A 19,875-nucleotide genomic window follows, 5' to 3' on the forward strand; every position below is an offset into this window, starting at 1 on the left:
TCGCTGGATTTCACGACCCTTGTTTTACGCCGGGCATTCGTATAGGGTCCAATATATCTTTCAGATTCTAAGAATCGGGAAAACCCGATGACACTGCGGCAGATCGAGGTCTTCCTGGCTGTGGCGCGGGAAAGGAGCTTCAGCCTGGGCGCCAGTCGCATCCATCTGTCCCAGCCGACGGCGTCCGAGCACATGCAGGAGCTCGCGAAGGAGCTCGGCACGGCGCTCTTCGCCCGCCGAGGGCGAGCCATCACGCTCACCGAAGCCGGGCGAGTGTTCGAGACGTACGCCGCGCGGATCATGTCCGACATCGCGAATGCCCGTCAGGCCGTCACCGAGCTGGAAGGTCTCGCGCGCGGATCTCTTCTGATCGGCGCGAGCACGACCCCGGGAATCTATCTCCTACCCGGTCTCGTCGGCGACTTCCGCGCTCGCCATCCCGGTATCGAGCTGCGGCTCGACATCGCGAACTCTGGGGTCATCGAGCAGCGCGTCAGGGCGGGCGAGCTCGACCTGGGCATCGTGGGCGGCCACGAGCTGGCCCGAGGCGAAGCGTGTCTGGCCGCCGGCCTGGTCGACGAGCTCGTCCTCGTCGTCCCGCCGCACCACCGGTGGGCACGTCGTCGTGACATTTCCCCAGCCGTCCTCGTGGAGCAACCTCTGCTGGTTCGGGAAGAAGGCTCCGCGACCCGCCGCGTCACGGAACGCTCGCTGGCGAACGCCGGAATCAAGTACACGGTGCGGATGGAGCTGGGCCACACCGAGGCGATCAAGCAGGCGGTGATCGCGGGGCTGGGAGTCGCGTTCGTGTCGGTCTACGCCATCTCTGGCGAGGTGGCCACCGGCCGGCTGGCCGCGCTACGGCTTCGCGGACTGCCGATCCGAAGGCACTTTCACGTGATCCACAAGGAGGGCCGTGCGCTCGGGGCCAGCGCGCGCGCCTTCATGCGGCACCTCGACACCGTTGAGAGCAAGCCCCCCAGTCTGGCTCCTTCACAGAAACACTGACAGTCCTCAGGATCCGCTGCCCAGCTCCCTCAGTGCGGCTCCCCGTGGTGGAGATCGTGTACGTGCGGATGCTCATGGTCGAGCGGGCCCGTCGCATGCGGGTGGCTGTGCGGCTCCGGGCCCTCCCAGCCCTCGTGGGCGTGCCAGTGGTGCTCGTCGTGGACGTGCCAGTGGGCGTGAACGCCGGCGGGGTGTCGGTGACGGTGCGTGTGGCGCTCACGCACGAGCAGCCAGAGCCCGACGCTCATCAGCGCGGCCGCCACGGCCAGCGACGGGGTGAGAGGCTCGGCGAGGAGCGTCACCGCGGCGGCGGCGCCAAAAAACGGCGCCAGGGCGAAGTAGGCCCCGGTACGCGCGGCGCCGAGTCCGCGCATGGCGAGGATGAAGAGCACGAGGCTCGTGCCGTAGCTGACGGCACCGAGCCCCAGGCTGGCGAGGACCGCCGACGCGCCCGGCATGGCGTCGCCGCGGCCCAGCCCCAGCGTCGTATTCACGCTGCCGGCTGCGAGGCCTTTCACCTGGGCCACGAGCACGGCATCGGCGTCGGCGACGAGACGGGTCAGGTTGTTGTCGAGCGCCCAGAGCAAGCAGGCGCCGGCCACGGCCAATGACGGCAGCGCGAATTCCAGGCGGTCGCCCGGCCACGCGAGCACCGCCCCGGCGATAGCCATCAACGTAGCCGCGCCGACCACTCGACGGCCCAGCCGTTCCCCGAACACCGCGCCGGCGAGGAGCGTCGTGAAGACCACCTCCAGATTGAGAAGCAGCGCCGTGGCGCTGGCCGGGCTGCGCGCCAGCCCCCAGAGCAGGAGTGGGGGCGCCAGGACGCCGCCAGTCGCCACGACGCCGAAGAGCGCCCACCGCTCACGCGGCCGCAGCCGCCGCGTCTGGGGGCGCGGGCCGACAGCTCGAACGAGGAAGAGAAAGACGCCGGCACCGAGATACAGCAGGCCGGCCAGTAACAGAGGCGAGACCTCGTCGAGCAGGATTTTGGAGATGGGCGCGCTCAGCCCGAACGTCAGTGCCGCAGCGATCGCTTGCAGGACTGGCAAAGCGCTAGGGGCGGATCTCCTCGTCCCAGAGCCCCAGGGCGCGGACGGCCGGCTCGTCGTTGAACTGGACCAGGCAAGCCGGGGTCGTGCGCGAGGCGGCGCGGTGCTCCACCCACGTGCAGGCGGGCACCACGAACGTGTCGCCCGGGGCCCAGGCGAAGGCGGCATTGCCGACGCGGCTCTCTCCCTCGCCTTCCACCACGTGGTAAACGGCGCTGGACGTCCGGCGCTCGGCCCGCGTCCGGCTGCCCGGCCGCAGCCAGTGGGCCTCGGCCCCCATGGTCGGCAACGGCGGCTGCCCCGTGGTGGGGTTGACGTAGCGCAGCACGACGGGCGCCCGCGCGGGCGCGCCGGCGGCCAGGTTGGCCAGCGCCTGCCGCACCGTCCGCCACGGCCAGCGCACCTGCGGATACCCGCCGCTCGGATAGCGCCACGATCGCGGGATCAGTCCGGCCGCCGTGAACTCGTCCGTCGAGGAATCGGTCTGTGTCACCGGAGCCGCGGCCGGACGCATCGGCGAGGCCCAGCTGGCGTCGAAGGCCCGCACCAGCGGGATGTCGAGCCCGTCCAGCCAGATCACCGGCGCCTTGCCCTCGTGGCCGTGATCGTGCCAGCGCATCGCCGGCGTGATGATCAGATCACCGGGCTCCATCACACACTTCACGCCCTCGACGGTGGTGTAGGCGCCCGTGCCCTCGACGATGAAACGCACGGCGGCCGGGGTGTGCTGATGGCTGGGCGCCGTCTCGCCGGGATTGATGATCTGCAGGCCCGCGAAGAGGGTTGGGGTGACGGCGTACTCGCCGCCGAGCCCGGGGTTGCAGAGGGCCAGCACGCGCCGCTCGGCCTGCTCGATCCCGATCAGCTGCGCGGCGCCCAGCAGCATGGGCCGGACGTCGCGCCAGCGCCAGTGGTAGGGCACGGCCCGGCTCTCGCGCTCGGCAGGCAAGAGCCGGTGCAGCGCCGTCCACAACGGCCGGAGCGAGCGCGCCTCCAGCGCCTGTGAGTACGCGGGCGGGAGGCCCTGGTCGGTGCTCACCATCGGCCGCGCCATCGTAGCGCGATTCTACCGTACGGCAGGCGTCCCCGGGCAGGCTCGTGGAGGGCCGCGCTCAAGGCCCGCCGCGCCGATTCCAGGGTTCTGCGGTAAGCTTCCGGCGTGCAGTTCGAGGTCGAGGTCTACCGGAACGAGGCCGGCGATTGGGTCGCCACCGCCATCGCCTATCAGGTGACGGTGACGGGGCACACGGAGAAAGAAGCGCTGGCCCGGCTCATGGAAGCCCTGGCCTCGCACCTCCGGAAGACCACCCGATGACGCGGGCCCTGGAGGGGTTGCGCGTCCTCGACTGCTCGCGGCTCGTCGCGGGCGGCGTGCTGGCGACGGTGCTGGCCGATCACGGTGCCGACGTGGTCAAGGTCGAGCACCCCCGCAGCGGGGATCCGCTCCGCACGTGGCTCAAAGAGCGCGGGCAGCTCTGGTGGAAAGTCTACGGGCGCGGCAAGCGCTCGGTCACGCTCAACCTGGCCGACGCGCGCGGCCAGGCGCTGCTCAGGCGGCTCGTCGCCGATACCGACGTGCTGATCGAGAATTTCCTGCCGGGGACCTTCGAGCGGTGGGGGCTGGGCTGGGACGCGCTGTCGTCGATCAACCCGCGACTCGTGTTCGCACGGGTCTCCGGGTGGGGACAGGACGGTCCCTACCGCGACCGGCCGGGGTTCGGCACGATGGTGGAGGCCATGAGCGGGTTTGCCGCGACGACGGGCGCGGCGGACGGCCCGCCCACGCTCCCCTCGTTCCCCATGGCCGACATGATCGCGGGCCTGTCCGGCGCCACCGCCGTGCTGACCGCCCTGCGCTGGCGCGATCAAGTGTCCGGACGCGGCCAGGTGATCGACATCTCGCTCTACGAGCCGCTGCTCTCGGTCCTGGGCCCCGACGCCGCCCTCTTCGCCCAGGACGGCACCCTGCGTGCGCGGCAGGGCAACCGCTCCGACAACGCCAGCCCCCGCGGCACCTATCGCACCCGTGACGGCAAGTGGGTCGCGCTCTCCGCCTCCACGCCGGCCTCGGCCGAGGCGCTGTTCACGGGGCTGGGCCTCGGTCACCTGCTCGCGGATCCGCGATTCACCACCAACGACGCCCGCGTGCGCCACAACAACCTGGTGGACGCCGCGCTCGCGGCCGCCATCGGCGAGCGGACGCTCGAGCAGATGCAGCACCTGTTCGAGACGGTCAACCTCACCGCCAGTCCCGTCTACGACATGGCCGACATCACGAAGGATCCGCAGGTGGTGGCCCGGGGGACGCTGCTGGATGTCCCCGACCCCGAACTCGCCAGCGTGCGGATGGTCGCGCCGACCCCGCGGCTGTCCGCTTCGCCGGCCGCCGTGCGCTGGCCCGGTCCCCCGCTGGGGGCGCACAACCGCGAGGTGTACGGGGCGCTCGGCATCGGCGAGACCGAGCTGGAGGGTCTGCGGCGCGAGGGAGTGGTGTGACGGGCGGTTTTGGACAGGGCACGGGCGATTTTGAACAGGGCACGGGCGCCCCGGCTGGCGCCACGCCCGTGCCCCGCCGGAATCGCGGTCGGCGGTGGTTCACGTACGCGATCAGCGTCGCAACAATCCTTGTGGCCACGCCCGTGGCGGCGGCGGATTATGCGGGGCCGCTGATCGATGCGCACTCGCATGTGCCGGACGCCCGGGCCATCGAGGCGTATGTCGCGGCGATGCAGCGGAACAACGTCAGCAAGGTCTTGCTCCTGGGCGTGGGCGGAATCCAGAAGAGCGACCCCGCCTTCATCGCGGCGGCCGTGAAGAAGCATCCCGATCGCGTGATCCCCGGTCTGCCCCTGCCCGACCCCCAGAGCGAGGCGGCCGCCGCCCGCATCGACGCCGAGCTCGCCCGGGGCTCGGCCCGGGCCATCGGCGAGGTGCACGTGCGACAGGTCTCCCGGAAGATCGACCGAGATCCGTCCGGGCCCGCCTTCCTGAAGATCCTCGGCGTCGCCGGTCGCCGCAAGGTGCCGGTGGTGATCCACCAGGACCTGAACGATCGCGCCGCCGGCGCCCTGGAGCGGGCCCTCCAGGCGGCGCCCGCGGCGACGATCGTGCTGGCCCACGCCGGCGAGAGCGGGCCCCAGCAGCTCGACGGGCTTCTGGCGCGCAATCCCAATCTCATGGTCGACCTGTCCGGCATGCACTTCGAGCGAAAGCCCCGTCTCGCCACGGAAGACGGCCCGCTCGATCCCGCCTGGAAGGCCCTGATCGAGCGCCGACCCGAGCGCTTCGTCATGGGCATGGACGTCTGGTCGCCGCGCTTGTTCGAGCCAGCCATGCTGGACCGGCTCATGCGCTGGACGCGGCGCATCCTGGGGGAGCTGCGCCCGGACGTCGCCGAACAGGTCGCCTATGCCAACGCGGCCCGCCTGTACGGGGTGAAGTGAGGCCCGACGACCGATGAAGCTCGACGTCGGCATGCTGACGCACGACCTGCGATCGATTCCCGATTACGCCCGGCGCGTGGAGGCGCTGGGGTTCGATTGCCTGTGGGCCTCCGAGACCCAGCACGACCCGTTCCTGCCCCTCGCCGTGGCGGCCACGGCGACGACGCGCCTCAAGCTCGGCACCGCCATCGCCGTCGCCTTTCCCCGAAGCCCCATGCTCACGGCCCACACGGCCTGGGACCTGCAGAACGCCTCCGATGGCCGCTTCATCCTGGGCCTGGGCTCGCAGGTGAAGGGCCACAACGAGCGGCGGTTCTCGGTGAAGTTCGAGTCGCCCGCGCCCAAGATGCGGGAGATCGTGCTGGCGCTGCGGGCCATCTGGGACTGCTGGCAGAACGGAACCCGGCTGAACTTCAGGGGGCAGTTCTATCGGTTCGACCTGATGACGCCCTTCTTCAACCCCGGCCCCATCGCGCACCCCAAGATCCCCGTGTACGTGGCCGGCGTGAACGCCGCCATGTGCCGGGTGGCCGGCGAGGTGTGCGAGGGGCTGAGCGTGCACCCGTTCAACAGCCCGAAGTACCTTCGTGAGTACGTGCAGCCCGCCGTCGAGGAGGGGTTTCGTAAGTCCCGACGCACGCGGGCTGATTTCACTTACAGCACACAGAGTTTCGTGATCATCGGTGATACCGAGGACGAGCTCAGGCCGCAGCGCGAGGCCGTCCGCCAGCAGATCGCCTTCTACGCCTCGACCCGAACCTACGAGCCCGTGCTGGCGGCCCACGGCTGGCAGGACCTGGTCCCTCACCTGCACCGCAAGTCCGTCGAGGGCGACTGGGCGGGCATGGCCCGGCTGATCACCGACGAGATGGTCGACACCTACGCGGTGACGGCAAGCTGGGACACCATCGCGAGCCGCCTCGAGGACCGCTACGCGGGGCTTCTGGACCGGACGGCGTTCTACCAGCCGCACCAACCCGGCCTGGACGATCCGCGCCTGGCCCGCGTGGTGAAGCAGTTCAACGGCTGAAGCCACCGCCAACGGGGGAGAGCAATGCAGGATCTCTACGATCTGGGAGAGCGGCCGCCGCTGGGCCAGGTGCCGGCACGGATGCACGCCTACGTGGTGCGCCAGGATCGGTTCGGAGAGCCTCGTACCGCCTGGCGGCGCGAGGTCATCCCCGTCCCGCCCCTGGCCCAGGGCGAGGTGCTCATCTATGTGATGGCCTCGGGGATCAACTACAACAACGTGTGGGCGGCGCTGGGCGCCCCGCTCGACGTGATCGCCGAACGCCAGCGGCTCGGGGAGCCCGAAGACTTTCACGCGGGCGGCAGCGACTGCTCGGGCATCGTCTGGGCGGTGGGGCCCGGCGTGACCAACGTGAGGGTCGGCGACGAGATCATCGTGCACAGCGGCTGGTGGCGACCCGACGATCCGTGGGTGCTCTCCGGCAAAGACCCGATGCTGGCCGAGAGCACCCGTATCTGGGGCTACCAGACGAACTACGGCTCCTACTGCCAGTTCGCTCGGGCCCAGGCGCACCAGTGCGTACCCAAGCCGGCGCGCCTGACCTGGGAAGAAGCGGGCTGTTTCCTGCTCTGCGCCTCCACCGCCTGGCGGATGCTCGTGGGCTGGCCGCCACACGTGGTGGAGCCCGGCGACGTGGTCCTCGTCTGGGGCGCCGCCGGGGGGCTGGGCAGCATGGCGCTGGAGATCACCCACGCCCGGGGCGGCCGGGCCATCGCGGTCGTTTCCGACGAGGCCAAGCGGAAGTTCTGTCTCGAGCACGGCGCCGTGGGCGTGATCAACCGCACGCAGTTCACCCACTGGGGTCCCTTGCCCGACACCAAGGACGCCCGGGCCTACGGGGAATGGGCCAAGGGCGCCCGCGCCTTCGGCAAGGCGATCTGGGATGCGCTCGGCGAGCGGGTCAGTCCCAGGATCGTCTTCGAGCACCCCGGAGAATCGACCCTGCCGACCTCCGGCTTCGTCTGCGCCACCGGCGGCATGATCGTGATCTGCGCGGGCACCACCGGCTACAACGTGACGATGGACCTGCGCTACCACTGGATGCGCCAGAAGCGCTTGCAGGGCAGCCACCTCTCGAACGATGAGCAGGCCGCGGCGGTGACCAGCCTCGTCGCCGCCGGCAAGGTCGACCCGGCCCTCAGCCAGACTTACCGCTTCGACGACATCCCCCACTGCCACCAGCTCATGCACGACAACAAACACCCCTACGGCAACATGGCCGTACTGGTGAACGCACGGGAACCTGGGCAGGGACGCGCCGGATGAAGGCCCTGGCGTTCACGGCGTTCGGGGGACCTGAGGAGTTGGCTCTGCGGGACGTCCCCGACCCCGTGGCCGGGCCCGGCGAGATCGTGGTCGGCGTCCGGGCCTGCGCGCTGAATCACCTGGACCTCCTCGTGCGCGCGGGCCTCCCCGCGCTCAAGACCCCGCTGCCATTCTGGACCGGCTGCGACATCGCCGGCGACGTGGCCGCGGTGGCCGCCGACGTCCGCGACGTGCCGGTGGGCCAGCGCGTCGTGGTGAACCCGAGTCTGTCCTGTGGCCGGTGCGAGTTTTGCCTGCAGGGCGAGGACTGCCTGTGCGCGGAGTACCGGCTCGTCGGCGAGCACGTCCCCGGCGGGCTGGCCGAGTACGTCAAGGTGCCGGCCGCCAACGTGCGGCGCCTGCCCGATCACGTCTCCTACGAGGAGGCCGCCGCCTTCGTGCTGACCAACATGACGGCGTGGCGGATGATCGTGACCCAGGGGCAGGTCCGGCTCGGCCAGGACGTGCTCATCCTCGGCGTGGGCGGCGGGGTGTCGTCGGCGGCGGTGCAGATCGCCCGGCTGTGCGGGGCGCGGGTTTGGGTGACCTCCTCCAACGACGCCAAGCTCGAGCGGGCCCGCCAGCTCGGCGCCGACGTCTGTATCAATTACGCGAAAGAGGACTGGGCCCGGGTCGTGCGCGACAAGACCGGGCGGCGCGGCGTGGACGTGATCATCGAAAACGTGGGCGCGGCCACGTGGAAACAGTCGCTGCGCGCGCTGCGCCGGGGCGGCCGCCTGGTCACCTGCGGGGCCACCACCGGCCCCATCGGCGAGACCGACATCCGGATCGTCTTCTGGAACCAGCTGCACATCGTCGGCTCGACGATGGCCAACCGGGCAGAGTTCGACACCGTCGTGCGGCTGCTCTTCGAGGGCCGGCTCGGGCCCATCATCGACGAGGTGGTGCCGCTCAAGGACGGCGCCGCCGCCCAGCAGCGCCTGGCCGCCGGCGAGCAGTTCGGCAAGATCGTGCTCCAGGTCTGACCCGCCGGAGGACCGGCGCGACTAGCGGCCGCGCCGGCCGACCCTCGGGGGCCGGGCCAGGCGGCTCGGAGGGCTGACCTTCGTCGGCTTCTCCACCTTCGTCGGCTTCTCTACCCTCGTCGGCCGCTCGACCGTCGTCGGCCGCTCGAACGTCGTGGGCCGCTCGACCGTCGTGGGCCGCTCCGGCGCCGTCAGACGCTCGACGGGCTGCGGACGGTCGATGCGATCCGGGACGGCCACCGGCTCGAAGGCGTCGAACCGCTCGGCCCCTTCGAGGCGCTCGAAGTCTTCCAGCCACTCGGTCCGCCGCGCGCGCCGCTTCTGCTGCTCGGGGTCACCCACGACGACGTCCGCCTCGTAGGGCACGCTGGCCGACACCTGAGGCGGCGTCGCCAGAACAGGAGGCATCGCCTGAAACGGCGTCGGCTGCGGTTCCTCGGCGAACGCCGGTCCTGAAGTGGCCCCGGCCAGGCCGGCAGCCGCCCCCGCGAACACGATCACGAGCAGCGCCCGTTGGACGCTGAAGCTCACGTTGTGATTCATGATTACCACCTCCCGAAGCGGTACGACATCTCGAACCCGAGGCCCCAGTCGGGGCTGCCGTCCGTCAGTCCAATGAACGCGTAGGGGGTGATGGTGGTTGTCGGCGAGGCCTTGACCGCGAGCGCGCCCAGCACCTCCAGCGGGTCGTCGTCGCCGGACAGCAGGGCCCGGCGCCAGTCGAGCATGGTGCTGGCGGTGACCGTCCCCAGCCGGACGGCCAGACCCAGGCTGGCGCCCGGACGGTCACGGAAGTCCTCGTCCGGGGGATCGCCCATGAACGTGTAGCTGACGTCACCGAAGACGAAGAAGATCTCGGCGAACTGCTTGTCGAACTCCACGCCGACGCCGAAATCATACTCGCCGGTCCCCAGCCCGCGGTCTTCGTCGCCGGTCGGCACCTTGACCTTGACGAACGGCGCCAGCGCGCCGTACCACGAGCCGGGTCCGGGATCGTCCACCAAAAAGTACCGGGCGCGGATGATCGTGTCGCCGAACCCCACGACCTGGTCTCGCCCGTCGCCCTCGCCGGTGAGGGTCGGCCGCCCGTCCACGATCGTGATACCTTCGGGCGAGTCGAGGTAGATGAGGAGGGCCGTCGCGCCCACGTCGAAGCGCTCGCCGAGGTAACGCAACGTGACGGGGGCGTAGGCGGTGTGCGTCGTCTCGGACGTTCCGAAATCGCCCTGGTCGTAGCCGGCGCCGACCTTCAGCTGGAAATGCTCGCGCTCGGCCCAGCCGGCCGTCGTGTCGAGCAGCAGCACCGCGAGGACCGGGCCGACAACGCGGAGTGTCCGCCGTGGAGCCACCGCCCCTCCTGACCTGTCGGGAATATGCGTCGGCCTCGGACACCGCGCGGTCTCGGAGCCGCCCTGCGACGCTAGCGGCAGTATAGTCCCGACCCCGAGGGCCGGCAACGCGGGCCCTCTCAAATTGTGCGGTCGGCGTTTGACGGATCCCGTACGATAGGCTGAGCAGGTTGGGATCCGGCATGAGCATCGACAACACGCTGGCCATTCTCGTAGGCGGCGGGCCGGCCCCCGGCATCAACGCCGTCATCGCCGCAGCGACGATCGAAGCTCGCAACCACGGGGTGCGCGTGCTCGGTTGCTACGACGGCTTCCGGTGGCTGGCTCAGGGCGATACCGAGCACGTCGTGGAGCTCGGTATCAACGACCTGTCGCGCATCCACTTCGAGGGCGGGTCGATCTTGAGAACCTCGCGGACCAATCCGACCCGCACCCCCGATGGCGTGGCCCAGGTGGCCGACGCCCTCAAGCGGCTCAGCGTCGACCATCTCATCACCATCGGGGGCGACGACACCGCCTACGCGGCTTCCCGCCTGGCCAAGACCATGCCCGGACTCACCGTGGCCCACGTCCCCAAGACGATCGACAACGACCTGCCCCTGCCCAGCGACATCGTGACGTTCGGCTTCACCACCGCCTGCAACCTGGGCATGGAGCTCGTGCGCAACCTGATGCAGGATGCCGCGACCACCGAGCGGTGGTTCTTCGTCACCGTGATGGGTCGCCACGCCGGTCACCTGGCCCTCGGCATCGGGGGCGCCGCCGGCGCCACGCTGACGGTCATCGCCGAGGAGTTCGCCGAGCCGCGCATCAGCCTGGACCGGCTCGTCGACGTGCTGGAAGGCGCCATCATCAAGCGCCGGGCGCACGGACGGCAGCACGGCGTGGCCATCCTGAGCGAGGGGCTGGCCGAGAAGCTGGACCCGGCCACGCTGGGGCCGGTGGAGCGGGATCAGTACGGCAACGTGCGCCTCACCGAGCTCGAGCTCGGCCGGATGGTCAAGGAGCGTGTGACGGCCAGCCTGCGGGCCCGCGACATCGAGGTCAGCATCGTGGACAAGGACCTCGGCTACGAGCTGCGCTGCGCTCCGCCGGGGGCCCACGACATCCAGTACTGTCGGAGCCTGGGCTACTGGGCCACCCGCTTCCTGCTGGAAGGCGGCAGCAACGCCATGGTCACCATCCAGGCCGGTCGGCTGGTGCCCGTCCCCTTCGGGCTCATGATGGACTCGCGCACCGGCCGGATCCGCGTGCGGTACGTCAACGTGGAATCCGAGATGTACCAGACGCTCAATGCCTACATGATCCGGCTCAAGCCGGAAGACCTGGACGATCCGCAGGCGCTGGCGGCGCTGGCCAAGGCCGGGAAGCTGAGCGAAGAGGCGTTCCTCGCCCGTTTCGGCCCCGCCGTCAAGCGCTAGGAGGAAACCGCTCGTGTATCTGAGGACGATCGACCGCGACGGCCGGGGCCGCTTCGCGTTTCTGGCCTACGATCAGGGGCTCCGGCCTTGCACACCCGCGATATCTGTCCCGAGGTGGGGTCCGGCGACCACGCGGTTGGCGTAGAGTGTCAGCGTAGCGCGGTCCACACCTCACGTAGCGCGTCGTCAGAGTTGTAGAGAAACGGGTCGCTCGGACCCCACCCCCCGAGCCGCGAGCTTCACCCCAGCCGACGATAATCTCCCTGGCCCGCGCGAACGTCAGTCAGTAATAGCCCGGGTCGCCGGGCAGCAGGGTTCGGGGCTGGCCTTCGCTCGTGAGCAGACGGGGACGGATCGGCGTCACCGGCCGCTCGCCGACACGGGCCAAGACCTCGGCGGTGCAGGCGGCGCCCTCGAACAGCTCCAGATTCCTCACCGTCGGCAGCCTGAGCGAGATCTCGCCGCGAGCACGCGCCTGCAGCGCTTCGGCCGGGGTGAGCCACCGCACCGCGATGATCTCGTGCTCGTCGGCTTCCGCGTCCTGTCCCGCGGGCATCGGGGCGGCGAAGAACCGCGTGTCGTAGCGCAACGGCCGCTCCTCGGGGGTGATCCAGTGCGCGAAGTAGACGAGCTGATCGGTGGCCAGCGTCAAGCGCTCGCGGCGCAGTAACTCCCAGAACGCCCGGTGGTCGCGCTGACAGGCCTGACGGTGGTCGAGCATCCGGGCGCGTTCCAGCGACGCCGGCCGGCCGCCGCCGCCGTACGCGAGCAGCACGCCGACCTCTTCGAAGGCCTCGCGAACGGCGCCGATCCAGTAGCCCAGGGCGCTGGTAGGGTCCGACAACCCCAGCCGGGCGGCCGCGGCCGCCGGATCGGGCCCGGCGCACCAGGCGTCGGCGTCGGCCGGAGTGTCGGCCCCCTCGATCTTGCCGCCCGGGAACACGAAGTCGCCGGGGGCGAAGCGGCTGCGGTGATTGCGCTGGATCAGCAGCGTCTCGACACCGCCCCCGGGGCGATCACGCAGCAGGACGAGGGAGGCCGCGGGCACCGGCACCGCGGGCGATGGTTTGACGGACACCCCGACACTGTGCCACGATGGCCGCGCTCTTTCATCACTTCTCGCTCGAGGGAGGACGCGCGACCATGGGCGCCGAGGCCCGTTTCAAGGAGCTCAACCTCACGCTGCCCCCGCCGGCTACGCCGCTGGCCAACTACGTCGGCGCCGTCCGGGTGGGAAACCTGCTCTTCCTGGCCGGCCACGGCCCTGTGCGCAGCGAGGGCAAGCCGGCGGTCCGCGGCAAGCTCGGCCGCGACCTGTCCGTCGAGCAGGGCTACAAGGCTGCCCGCGAGGTCGGGCTCAATCTGCTGGCCACGACGCGCGCGTCCCTGGGCAGCCTCGACCGCGTCAAGCGCGTGGTCAAAGTCCTCGGCATGGTGAACTCCGCCGAGGGGTTCACCGAGCAGCCCAAAGTCATCAACGGCTTCTCCGACCTGATGGTCGAGGTGTTCGGGGACGCCGGCAAGCACGCGCGCTCGGCCGTCGGCATGGCCGAGCTGCCCATGGGGATCCCCGTGGAGATCGAGATGATCCTCGAGGTGGAATAGCGAATGGACCTCCTCTTCGACCTCGCGGCCGTGGCCATCTCCCTGGTGTTCCTCGGCATCCTGGGCGTCATCACGGCCGTGGCGATCCCCGGCCTGTTCATCAGCGCCGTCGCGCCGTGGCTCGACTGGCTGCTGCCCGCCCGCCACAAGCCCTAGGGGCCGTCGCCGCCGCACGCTGATGGGCGCCAGGTATTTCGGAGCCGCCGTCCGCCGTCGCGAGGATCCGCGGTTCCTCCGTGGCGAGGGCCGCTTCATCGACGACATCACGCTGCCCGGTCTGCTCCATGCCGCCTTCGTGCGCTCCCCGCATGCGCACGCCCGGATCCGCGCGATTCGTACGGAGGAGGCCGCGCGCGCGGCCGGCGTGGCCGGCGTGTTCACCTTCGCCACGCTCGAGCGCGGGATGGCGCCGCTGCCCCTGTTCGGCGCGCCGCCCCCGGGCCTGGCCGCGGCGATCGCCTTCGAGTTCCGGCAGGCCCCGCAGTACGCGCTGTGCCGCGACCGGGCCCGACACGTCGGCGAAATCGTCGCGATGGTCGTGGCGGACAGCCCCGCCCGGGCCGAGGACGCGGCCGCGCGGGTTTCCGTGGAGTGGGAGCCCCTGCCCCCGGCCGTGGACGTGCGGGCGGCCGCCGCGTCCGGGGCGCCGCTGATCCATCCCGAGTGGGGCACCAACGTCGCCGTCGGCTTCACCCATGCCATCGGCGACACCGCCGCGGCCTTCGCCCGGGCCGACGTCGTCGTGAGCGAGACCTTCACCACCCAGCGCTACGTCGGCATGCCGGTCGAGACGCGCGGGGTCATCGCCCAGTGGGACCGGCGCGACGGCACGCTCACCACCTGGAACAGCACGCAGGTGTCCCACTTCGTCCAGCAGGGCCTGGCCGACATCCTGCGCCTGCCCCACCACAAGATCCGCGTCATTGCGCCCGATCTCGGAGGAGGCTTCGGCACCAAGGCCGCCGGCTACCCCGAGGACGTGCTTGTCCCCCTGGCCGCCATGGCCCTGCGACGCCCGGTCAAGTGGATCGAGGATCGGCGCGAGCACATGATGGCCGCGGCCCACGCCCGTGACCAGATCCACGAGATCGCGCTGGCGGCGGCCCGCGACGGCACGATGCTGGCCCTGCGCGACCGGATCTGGGTCGACCTCGGCGCTTACAACTCGTGGGGCATCGTGCTGCCCTACAACACGGTGGCCCACCTGATCGGCCCGCATCGCATCCGCGACATGCAGGTCGAGGTCCAGGGCATCGTCACCAACAAGACGACCAACGCGCCGTACCGAGGGGCGGGGCGGCCCGAGACGGTCTTCGCGATGGACCGCATCGTCGACCACCTGGCGCACAAGCTGGGAATGGACCCCGCCGAGCTCCGGCGGCGGAATTACCTCCGCGCCGACGAGCTGCCCTGGGACCTGGGCATGCCCTACCGCGACGGAAACTCGCTCGTGTACGACAGCGGCGACTTCCGCGGCGCCCTGGAGGCGGCCCTCGAGGCTGCCGACTACGAGACGTTCCGCGCCGCCCAGCCGCGCCTGCGCGCCCAGGGGGTCTATCAGGGTATCGGCCTCTCGGGCTACGTGGAGGGCACGGCCATCGGCCCCTACGAGGGCGCCACGGTGAAGCTCGACCTCACCGGACGGGCCACCGTCGCCACCGGCGCCGTCAGCTCCGGCCAGGGCCACGAGACCTCGTTCGCCCAGGTCGCCGCCGACGCCCTGGGCATCCCGCTCGAGTGGGTGACGGTGGTCGGGGGCGACACGGCCGCGGTGGCCTTCGGCGTGGGAACGTTCGCCAGCCGCAGCGCGGTCACGGCGGGCAACTCCATCGCCGACGCCTGCCACCAGGTGCGTGACAAGCTGGTGCGGGCCGCGGCCACGCTGCTGGAGGCGGCGCCTGCCGACATCGAGATCGACGACGGCATGGTCGCCGTTCGCGGAGCTCCGGCCACCGCGTTGCCGCTGGCCCGGGTGATCCAGGCCTCGCTTCCCACCTTCGCCCGCCCGGGCGTGGCCCCGCCCGACTTCGAGGCCAGCGCCTACCATCACGTGCCCACGGTGACCTACGCGAGCGCCGTCCACGTCGCCCAGGTCGAGGCCGACCCCGACACCGGGCGCGTTCGGCTGCTGAGGTACGTGGTCGCGCACGACTGCGGCAAGGTGATCAATCCGATCATCGTCGACGGACAGGTCCACGGCGGCGTCGCTCAGGGCGTAGGGGGCGCGCTGGGGGAGGAGATGGTCTACGACGGGTCGGGCCAGCTCCTGACCGGCAGCCTCATGGATTATGCCGTGCCCATCGCGGCCGAGCTGCCCTTCATCGAGACGGTGCACCTGGAGTTCCCGTCTCCCCGGAATCCCCTGGGCGCCAAAGGGCTGGGCGAGGGCGGCGCCATCTCGCCGCCGCCGGCCATCGCCAACGCCATCGAGGACGCCCTGGCCCCCTTCGGCGTGCGCATCACCAGCACCCCGGTGCGGCCGGCGGCGCTGTTCGCGATGATCAGTCGAGGCCCCAGGTGAAGACCTGCGTCGGCGTCACCTCCACGATGACGGAGTCGGAGGGCGACAGCGCGGCCTCCTCGGCGTACTGCGGATACTTTTCGTAGAGGCGCGCCCGCGCCGTCTGAAAGCGGGGACCGCGGGTGATGAGCGTCGCCCTGCCCAGGACCATGATCCCGGTGAGACGCGACCAGTCTTCGGAGTACAGGTCCACCGTCAGCGCGATCCGGTCGTTGGCGCGGAGGTTGGCGACCTTGCGGGCGTCGTCGCTGGACCCGAAGTAGAGCTTGTCGCCGGCCAGGACATGGCACACCGGGACGAGATGGGGCGTGCCATCGGCGCTGGTCGTGGCCACCCGGCACACGCGTTCCCCGGCGAGGAGCCTGCGGACCTTCTTCGTCAATCGCATGGCGGCACCTGTTCGTCTAGGACATCGGCAAGTGGCGGGGGCGGCGGCCGCGGGGGAAGGCCACGTCGATCTGGGCCAGCTCGGCCCCGGTCAGCCGGAGCGCTCCGGCGCCCGCGTTTTCCGCGGTGTGCTCGGGCCGGCCGGCCTTGGGGATCGCGAAGAGCGACGGCCGCCGCACCAGGAAGGCCAGCGCGACCTGACGCGGCGTCGCGTCGTGGTCGGCGGCGATCCGCTGGAGCACGCGGCCACCCCGGGTACGGGGGCCGGGGAAGCGTCCCTCGGCGAACGGGCTGTAGCCGACCACCGCGATGCCGTGCTCTTCGCACCACGGCAGCACGGCGTGCTCGATGGCCCGCTCGTTCACGTGGTAGAGCACCTGGTTGCAGACGGGACGGTCCTCACCGCCCAGCTTGCAGGCTTCTTCGAGGTCGGCGACGTCGAAATTGCTCACGCCCCAGGCGAGGATCTTGCCATCGCGCCGGAGCTGCTGGAACGCCGCGATCGTGTCGGCCAGCGGGTGCTGGCCCCGCCAGTGCAGAAGGTACGCGTCCAGGCGATCGGTGCGCAGGCGGCCGAGCGTCTGCTCGCACGCGGCCAGCGTGCCTTTGCGCGAGGCATGCTCGGGCAGGACCTTGGAGACCAGGAAGACGGCATCACGACGCCCGGCGATCGCCTCCGCCACGATCTCCTCCACGCGCCCCGAGCCGTACATCTCGGCGGTGTCGATGTGCGTCATGCCGAGATCGAGGCCCCGGCGCAGGGCGGCGATCGCGCGGGCCCGGTCGTCCCGCTCCAGGTTCCAGGTTCCCTGCCCGATCACCGCCACCTCGGGACCGCCGGAGACGAATCGGCGCCGTTCCATGGGAGGACGTGGCGGACGCCGCCCGCTAGCCCGCCGAGGGCACGCTCGCCGCGGCCGGCATGAGGGCCGCCCGCAAGACCTCGGCCGCATCGTTGACGAGGATGAACGACATGTCCCGGCGTAGCTCCTCGGGCACGTCCTCCAGGTCCCGCTCGTTGCGCTGAGGCAGGATGACCGTGCGAATCCCGGCCCGGTGCGCCGCCAGGACCTTCTCCTTGATCCCGCCCACGGGCAAGACCTTGCCGCGGAGCGTGATCTCGCCTGTCATGGCCACGTCGGGCCGTACCGGCCGGCCGCTGGCCAGCGAGGCCAGCGCGGTCATCATGGTGACGCCGGCCGAGGGGCCGTCCTTGGGAATGGCCCCGGCCGGCACGTGCACGTGGATGGTCTTGCCCTCGAAGAGCTTGGGATCGATGTCGAGCGCCTCCGCGTTCGAGCGCAAGTAGGACACGGCGGCCTGGGCGCTCTCGCGCATGACGTCGCCCAGCATGCCGGTAAGGACGAGCCGCTCCTCGCTGCTCGGCATCATGGTGACTTCCACGAACAGGACGTCGCCGCCGGTGGGCGTCCAGGCCAGCCCCGTGGCGACTCCCGGACGGCTGGTCCGCTCGATCGACTCGTCGAAGAACCGCGGTCGGCCCAGATACTCGACCACGTTGTCGGGGGTGATCCGCACCGGCTCCCGGTGCCCCTCGGCGAGACGGCGCGCCACCTTCCGGGCCACGGTGGCGATCTCCCGCTCCAGGTTGCGCACGCCGGCCTCGCGCGTGTACCCGCGCACGATCTGGCGCAGGGCTTCCGGCTCGAAGCTGAGCTCGGTCTCGGCCAGGCTGTGGGCGGCCAGCTGCTTGGGAATCAGATACTGTGTCGCGATGCCGAGCTTCTCCGCATCCGTGTACCCCGACAGCACCAGGATCTCCATGCGGTCGCGCAGGGGGCCGGGGATGGTGTCGAGCGTGTTCGCCGTGGCGATGAACAGGATCTGCGAGAGGTCGAAGGCGACCCCCAGATAGTTGTCGACGAACGTGTGGTTCTGGGCGGGGTCGAGGACCTCGAGCAGGGCCGAGGAGGGGTCGCCGCGCCAGTCGGCGCCGATCTTGTCGATCTCGTCCAGCATGAAGACGGCATCGCGCGTCTCGGTGCGGCGGATGCCCTGGATGATCCGGCCGGGCATGGCCCCGATGTAGGTCCGCCGATGGCCACGGATTTCCGCCTCGTCGCGGACGCCGCCCAGCGACATGCGCACGAACTGCCGGCCCAGGGCCCGGGCGATGCTCTGCCCCAGACTGGTCTTGCCGACGCCGGGCGGACCCACGAAGCAGAGGATCGGCTCCCGGGCCGGCGTGTCGCCGCTCACGCGGGGCGGCGTGGCCGGGGCCGGCGTCCCCGAGGCCTCGGGTGGCCGGCTCGCGCGTTCTTCGCGAAGCTTCTTGACGGCCAGGTACTCGAGGATCCGGTCCTTGATCTTCTCGAGATCGTAGTGATCTTCGTCCAGGACCTCCCGGGCCCGGCGGATGTCGATGGCGCCGCCGCTCAGCTTGCTCCAGGGCAGGCTGGCCAGCCACTCCAGGTAGGTGACGATCATGCCGTGCTCGGGCGACGCGGCCGGGATCCCCGCCAGGCGGCTCAGCTCGCGCTCGGCCTCACGTCGCGCTTCCTCGGGCAAGCCGGCCTCCTCGATCCGGCGCCGGAGCTCGGCGGCTTGGTCGTCTCCCCCTTCGGCCTCACCCAGCTCGCGCTGGATGGAGCGGAGCTGCTCGCGCAGATAGAACTCGCGCTGCTGCTTCGTGAGACGCTCCTGGGTCTCCGTGGTGATCTTGCGGCCCAGCTCGCGCACGGCCAGCTCGCGCTGCAGCAGATCGACCAGCCGGCGAAGCTTGGCCGAGAGGGGATCCGTTTCGAGCACGGCCTGCCGGGTGGCCACGTCGAAGGGCACCACCGAGGCGACGAAGTAGGCCAGGTGCCGGGAATCGCTCACATTCTCGGCGGCGACGGCCAGCTCGTCGGGCAGATCGGGGGAGACCTCGACGAGCCGGCGGAAGATCTCCGCCACAGCGTGCCGCAGCGGCTCCGACTCCGAGGCCTGGCCGTTCGGGTCCGGGACTTCCTCGATCCGCGCCACCAGGTAGGGCTCCGTGCCGACCCAGTCCACGATCCGGATGCGCTCGAGGCCCTGGACCATCAGGCGCACGCTGCCGTCGGGAACCCGGGCCAGCTGGTGGATCACCCCGACCGTACCGACCCCGTAGAGGTCTTCGGGGTTGGCGGGCTCCGGCTTGGCTTCCCGCTGCGCGACCAGGCCCAGGAGCCGGTTGCCGCGCATGACCTCATCGACGAGCTTCAACGACCGCGGCTGTCCCACGGCCAGGGGCATCGCCGTCAGCGGCAGCACCACGGCCTCCCGCAGCGGCAGGATAGGCAGCACGTCAGGAATGGCGATGCGGCCGGAGGGAGGCGGCGGGATGGCCATCAGTGGCGCTCAGATACCTTGGGCAGCGTGATGTGGAGCAGGCCGCGGTCATAGCGCACGTGGACCCGCTCGGCGTCCACCGGGCTCGGCAACGGCACCTCCACCCGGAACGGCCCCTGCCGGATGGTCGCCGCGTGGTAGATGGCTTCGCGCTGGCACGCGGGAAGGTGGCGGTCGCCTTCGACCACCAGCACGTCCTCGAACAGCTGCACCTCGACGGCGTCCTCCTCGACGCCGGCCAGGTCCACGATCACCTCGAGGGCGGTCGCCGTCTCCCAGGTGTCCGCGTCGGGGCGCCAGCGGGACTGCACGAGAAAGCGGGGGCCATGGCTCAGCCACAGATCGCCGAACGGCGCAGTGTGGCCCGAGCGCACCACCATCGTGTAGCGGTAGGTCAGGCGTCGATAGCGCATCGCGCGTGGAGTGTCCGCCCTG

Annotated in this window: 20 protein-coding genes; 11 read left to right on the forward strand and 9 right to left on the reverse strand. The window is 70.7% G+C overall.

What is annotated here, in order from left to right; genetic code table 11:
* Nucleotides 1–87: 87 nt before the first annotated feature.
* Complete coding sequence (locus VFR64_00295) at nucleotides 88–1,008, forward strand: LysR family transcriptional regulator (protein HET9488180.1); 921 nt, start codon at nucleotides 88–90, stop codon at nucleotides 1,006–1,008.
* 29 nt (nucleotides 1,009–1,037) lie between these two features.
* Here the strand turns inward: VFR64_00295 and VFR64_00300 are convergent, their stop codons facing one another.
* Entirely contained in the window at nucleotides 1,038–2,060 is a 1,023-nt protein-coding gene (locus VFR64_00300) for an EamA family transporter (protein HET9488181.1), read from the reverse strand.
* Between the two features lie 4 nt (nucleotides 2,061–2,064).
* The gene (locus VFR64_00305; protein ID HET9488182.1) at nucleotides 2,065–3,114 is read right to left on the reverse strand and encodes a cupin domain-containing protein; all 1,050 of its coding nucleotides are present in this window, start codon (nucleotides 3,112–3,114) and stop codon (nucleotides 2,065–2,067) included.
* 105 nt (nucleotides 3,115–3,219) lie between these two features.
* Here VFR64_00305 and VFR64_00310 point away from each other — a divergent pair, with 105 nt between their 5' ends.
* Genes VFR64_00310 through VFR64_00335 form a run of 6 tightly spaced genes read left to right on the forward strand, consistent with a single transcriptional unit; the run spans nucleotide 3,220 to nucleotide 8,824 of the window.
* On the forward strand, nucleotides 3,220–3,375 hold the full coding sequence (locus VFR64_00310) for a hypothetical protein (protein ID HET9488183.1): 156 nt from the start codon (nucleotides 3,220–3,222) through the stop codon (nucleotides 3,373–3,375).
* Complete coding sequence (locus tag VFR64_00315; protein HET9488184.1) at nucleotides 3,372–4,556, forward strand: CoA transferase; 1,185 nt, start codon at nucleotides 3,372–3,374, stop codon at nucleotides 4,554–4,556. Before VFR64_00310 ends, VFR64_00315 begins: the two co-directional genes overlap by 4 nt.
* Nucleotides 4,553–5,503 (forward strand): amidohydrolase family protein, encoded by a 951-nt coding sequence (locus tag VFR64_00320; protein HET9488185.1) that lies wholly within the window; start codon nucleotides 4,553–4,555, stop codon nucleotides 5,501–5,503. The genes VFR64_00315 and VFR64_00320 overlap by 4 nt, the downstream gene beginning before the upstream one ends.
* Nucleotides 5,504–5,516: 13 nt before the next feature.
* Nucleotides 5,517–6,533 carry a TIGR03617 family F420-dependent LLM class oxidoreductase gene (locus VFR64_00325; protein HET9488186.1) on the forward strand — a complete coding sequence of 339 codons (1,017 nt, stop codon included), beginning with the start codon at nucleotides 5,517–5,519 and terminating at the stop codon, nucleotides 6,531–6,533.
* Nucleotides 6,534–6,557: 24 nt separating this feature from the next.
* A complete protein-coding gene (gene ccrA / locus VFR64_00330; GenBank protein ID HET9488187.1) occupies nucleotides 6,558–7,799 on the forward strand; it encodes a crotonyl-CoA carboxylase/reductase in 1,242 nt (413 codons plus the stop codon).
* Nucleotides 7,796–8,824, forward strand: a complete 1,029-nt coding sequence (locus VFR64_00335) for a zinc-binding dehydrogenase (GenBank protein HET9488188.1) — start codon at nucleotides 7,796–7,798, stop codon at nucleotides 8,822–8,824. Before ccrA ends, VFR64_00335 begins: the two co-directional genes overlap by 4 nt.
* Before the next feature lie 21 nt (nucleotides 8,825–8,845).
* Here the strand turns inward: VFR64_00335 and VFR64_00340 are convergent, their stop codons facing one another.
* Both VFR64_00340 and VFR64_00345 read right to left on the reverse strand, forming a co-directional pair.
* Nucleotides 8,846–9,367, reverse strand: coding sequence for a hypothetical protein (locus tag VFR64_00340; protein ID HET9488189.1), 522 nt, complete (start codon nucleotides 9,365–9,367; stop codon nucleotides 8,846–8,848).
* Nucleotides 9,368–9,369: 2 nt separating this feature from the next.
* Nucleotides 9,370–10,173 (reverse strand): transporter, encoded by an 804-nt coding sequence (locus tag VFR64_00345; protein ID HET9488190.1) that lies wholly within the window; start codon nucleotides 10,171–10,173, stop codon nucleotides 9,370–9,372.
* A 182-nt stretch (nucleotides 10,174–10,355) separates the two neighbouring features.
* Between VFR64_00345 and pfp the strand changes: the two genes are divergently transcribed.
* On the forward strand, nucleotides 10,356–11,594 hold the full coding sequence (pfp, locus tag VFR64_00350) for a diphosphate--fructose-6-phosphate 1-phosphotransferase (protein ID HET9488191.1): 1,239 nt from the start codon (nucleotides 10,356–10,358) through the stop codon (nucleotides 11,592–11,594).
* Nucleotides 11,595–11,877: 283 nt separating this feature from the next.
* Here pfp and VFR64_00355 read toward each other — a convergent pair whose 3' ends face one another.
* The gene (locus VFR64_00355) at nucleotides 11,878–12,648 is read right to left on the reverse strand and encodes a hypothetical protein (GenBank protein ID HET9488192.1); all 771 of its coding nucleotides are present in this window, start codon (nucleotides 12,646–12,648) and stop codon (nucleotides 11,878–11,880) included.
* Between the two features lie 41 nt (nucleotides 12,649–12,689).
* Between VFR64_00355 and VFR64_00360 the strand changes: the two genes are divergently transcribed.
* The 3 genes from VFR64_00360 to VFR64_00370 are packed head-to-tail and all read left to right on the forward strand — an operon-like array spanning nucleotide 12,690 to nucleotide 15,720.
* Nucleotides 12,690–13,199, forward strand: a complete 510-nt coding sequence (locus VFR64_00360) for a RidA family protein (protein HET9488193.1) — start codon at nucleotides 12,690–12,692, stop codon at nucleotides 13,197–13,199.
* Between the two features lie 3 nt (nucleotides 13,200–13,202).
* Nucleotides 13,203–13,355, forward strand: a complete 153-nt coding sequence (locus VFR64_00365) for a hypothetical protein (protein ID HET9488194.1) — start codon at nucleotides 13,203–13,205, stop codon at nucleotides 13,353–13,355.
* Between the two features lie 22 nt (nucleotides 13,356–13,377).
* Complete coding sequence (locus VFR64_00370; GenBank protein HET9488195.1) at nucleotides 13,378–15,720, forward strand: xanthine dehydrogenase family protein molybdopterin-binding subunit; 2,343 nt, start codon at nucleotides 13,378–13,380, stop codon at nucleotides 15,718–15,720.
* On the opposite strand, the gene VFR64_00375 is transcribed toward VFR64_00370, so the two are convergent.
* Genes VFR64_00375 through VFR64_00390 form a run of 4 tightly spaced genes read right to left on the reverse strand, consistent with a single transcriptional unit; the run spans nucleotide 15,701 to nucleotide 19,853 of the window.
* On the reverse strand, nucleotides 15,701–16,108 hold the full coding sequence (locus tag VFR64_00375) for a pyridoxamine 5'-phosphate oxidase family protein (GenBank protein ID HET9488196.1): 408 nt from the start codon (nucleotides 16,106–16,108) through the stop codon (nucleotides 15,701–15,703). The two genes, VFR64_00370 and VFR64_00375, sit on opposite strands and share 20 nt — an antisense overlap.
* 16 nt (nucleotides 16,109–16,124) lie before the next feature.
* The gene (locus VFR64_00380; protein HET9488197.1) at nucleotides 16,125–16,970 is read right to left on the reverse strand and encodes an aldo/keto reductase; all 846 of its coding nucleotides are present in this window, start codon (nucleotides 16,968–16,970) and stop codon (nucleotides 16,125–16,127) included.
* A 25-nt stretch (nucleotides 16,971–16,995) separates the two neighbouring features.
* A complete protein-coding gene (lon, locus tag VFR64_00385; protein ID HET9488198.1) occupies nucleotides 16,996–19,440 on the reverse strand; it encodes an endopeptidase La in 2,445 nt (814 codons plus the stop codon).
* The gene (locus VFR64_00390) at nucleotides 19,440–19,853 is read right to left on the reverse strand and encodes an Hsp20/alpha crystallin family protein (GenBank protein HET9488199.1); all 414 of its coding nucleotides are present in this window, start codon (nucleotides 19,851–19,853) and stop codon (nucleotides 19,440–19,442) included. The genes lon and VFR64_00390 overlap by 1 nt, the downstream gene beginning before the upstream one ends.
* Nucleotides 19,854–19,875 lie beyond the last annotated feature (22 nt).

It is taken from the genome of Candidatus Methylomirabilota bacterium (genome assembly GCA_035709005.1).
GTDB lineage: Bacteria > Methylomirabilota > Methylomirabilia > Rokubacteriales > CSP1-6 > 40CM-4-69-5.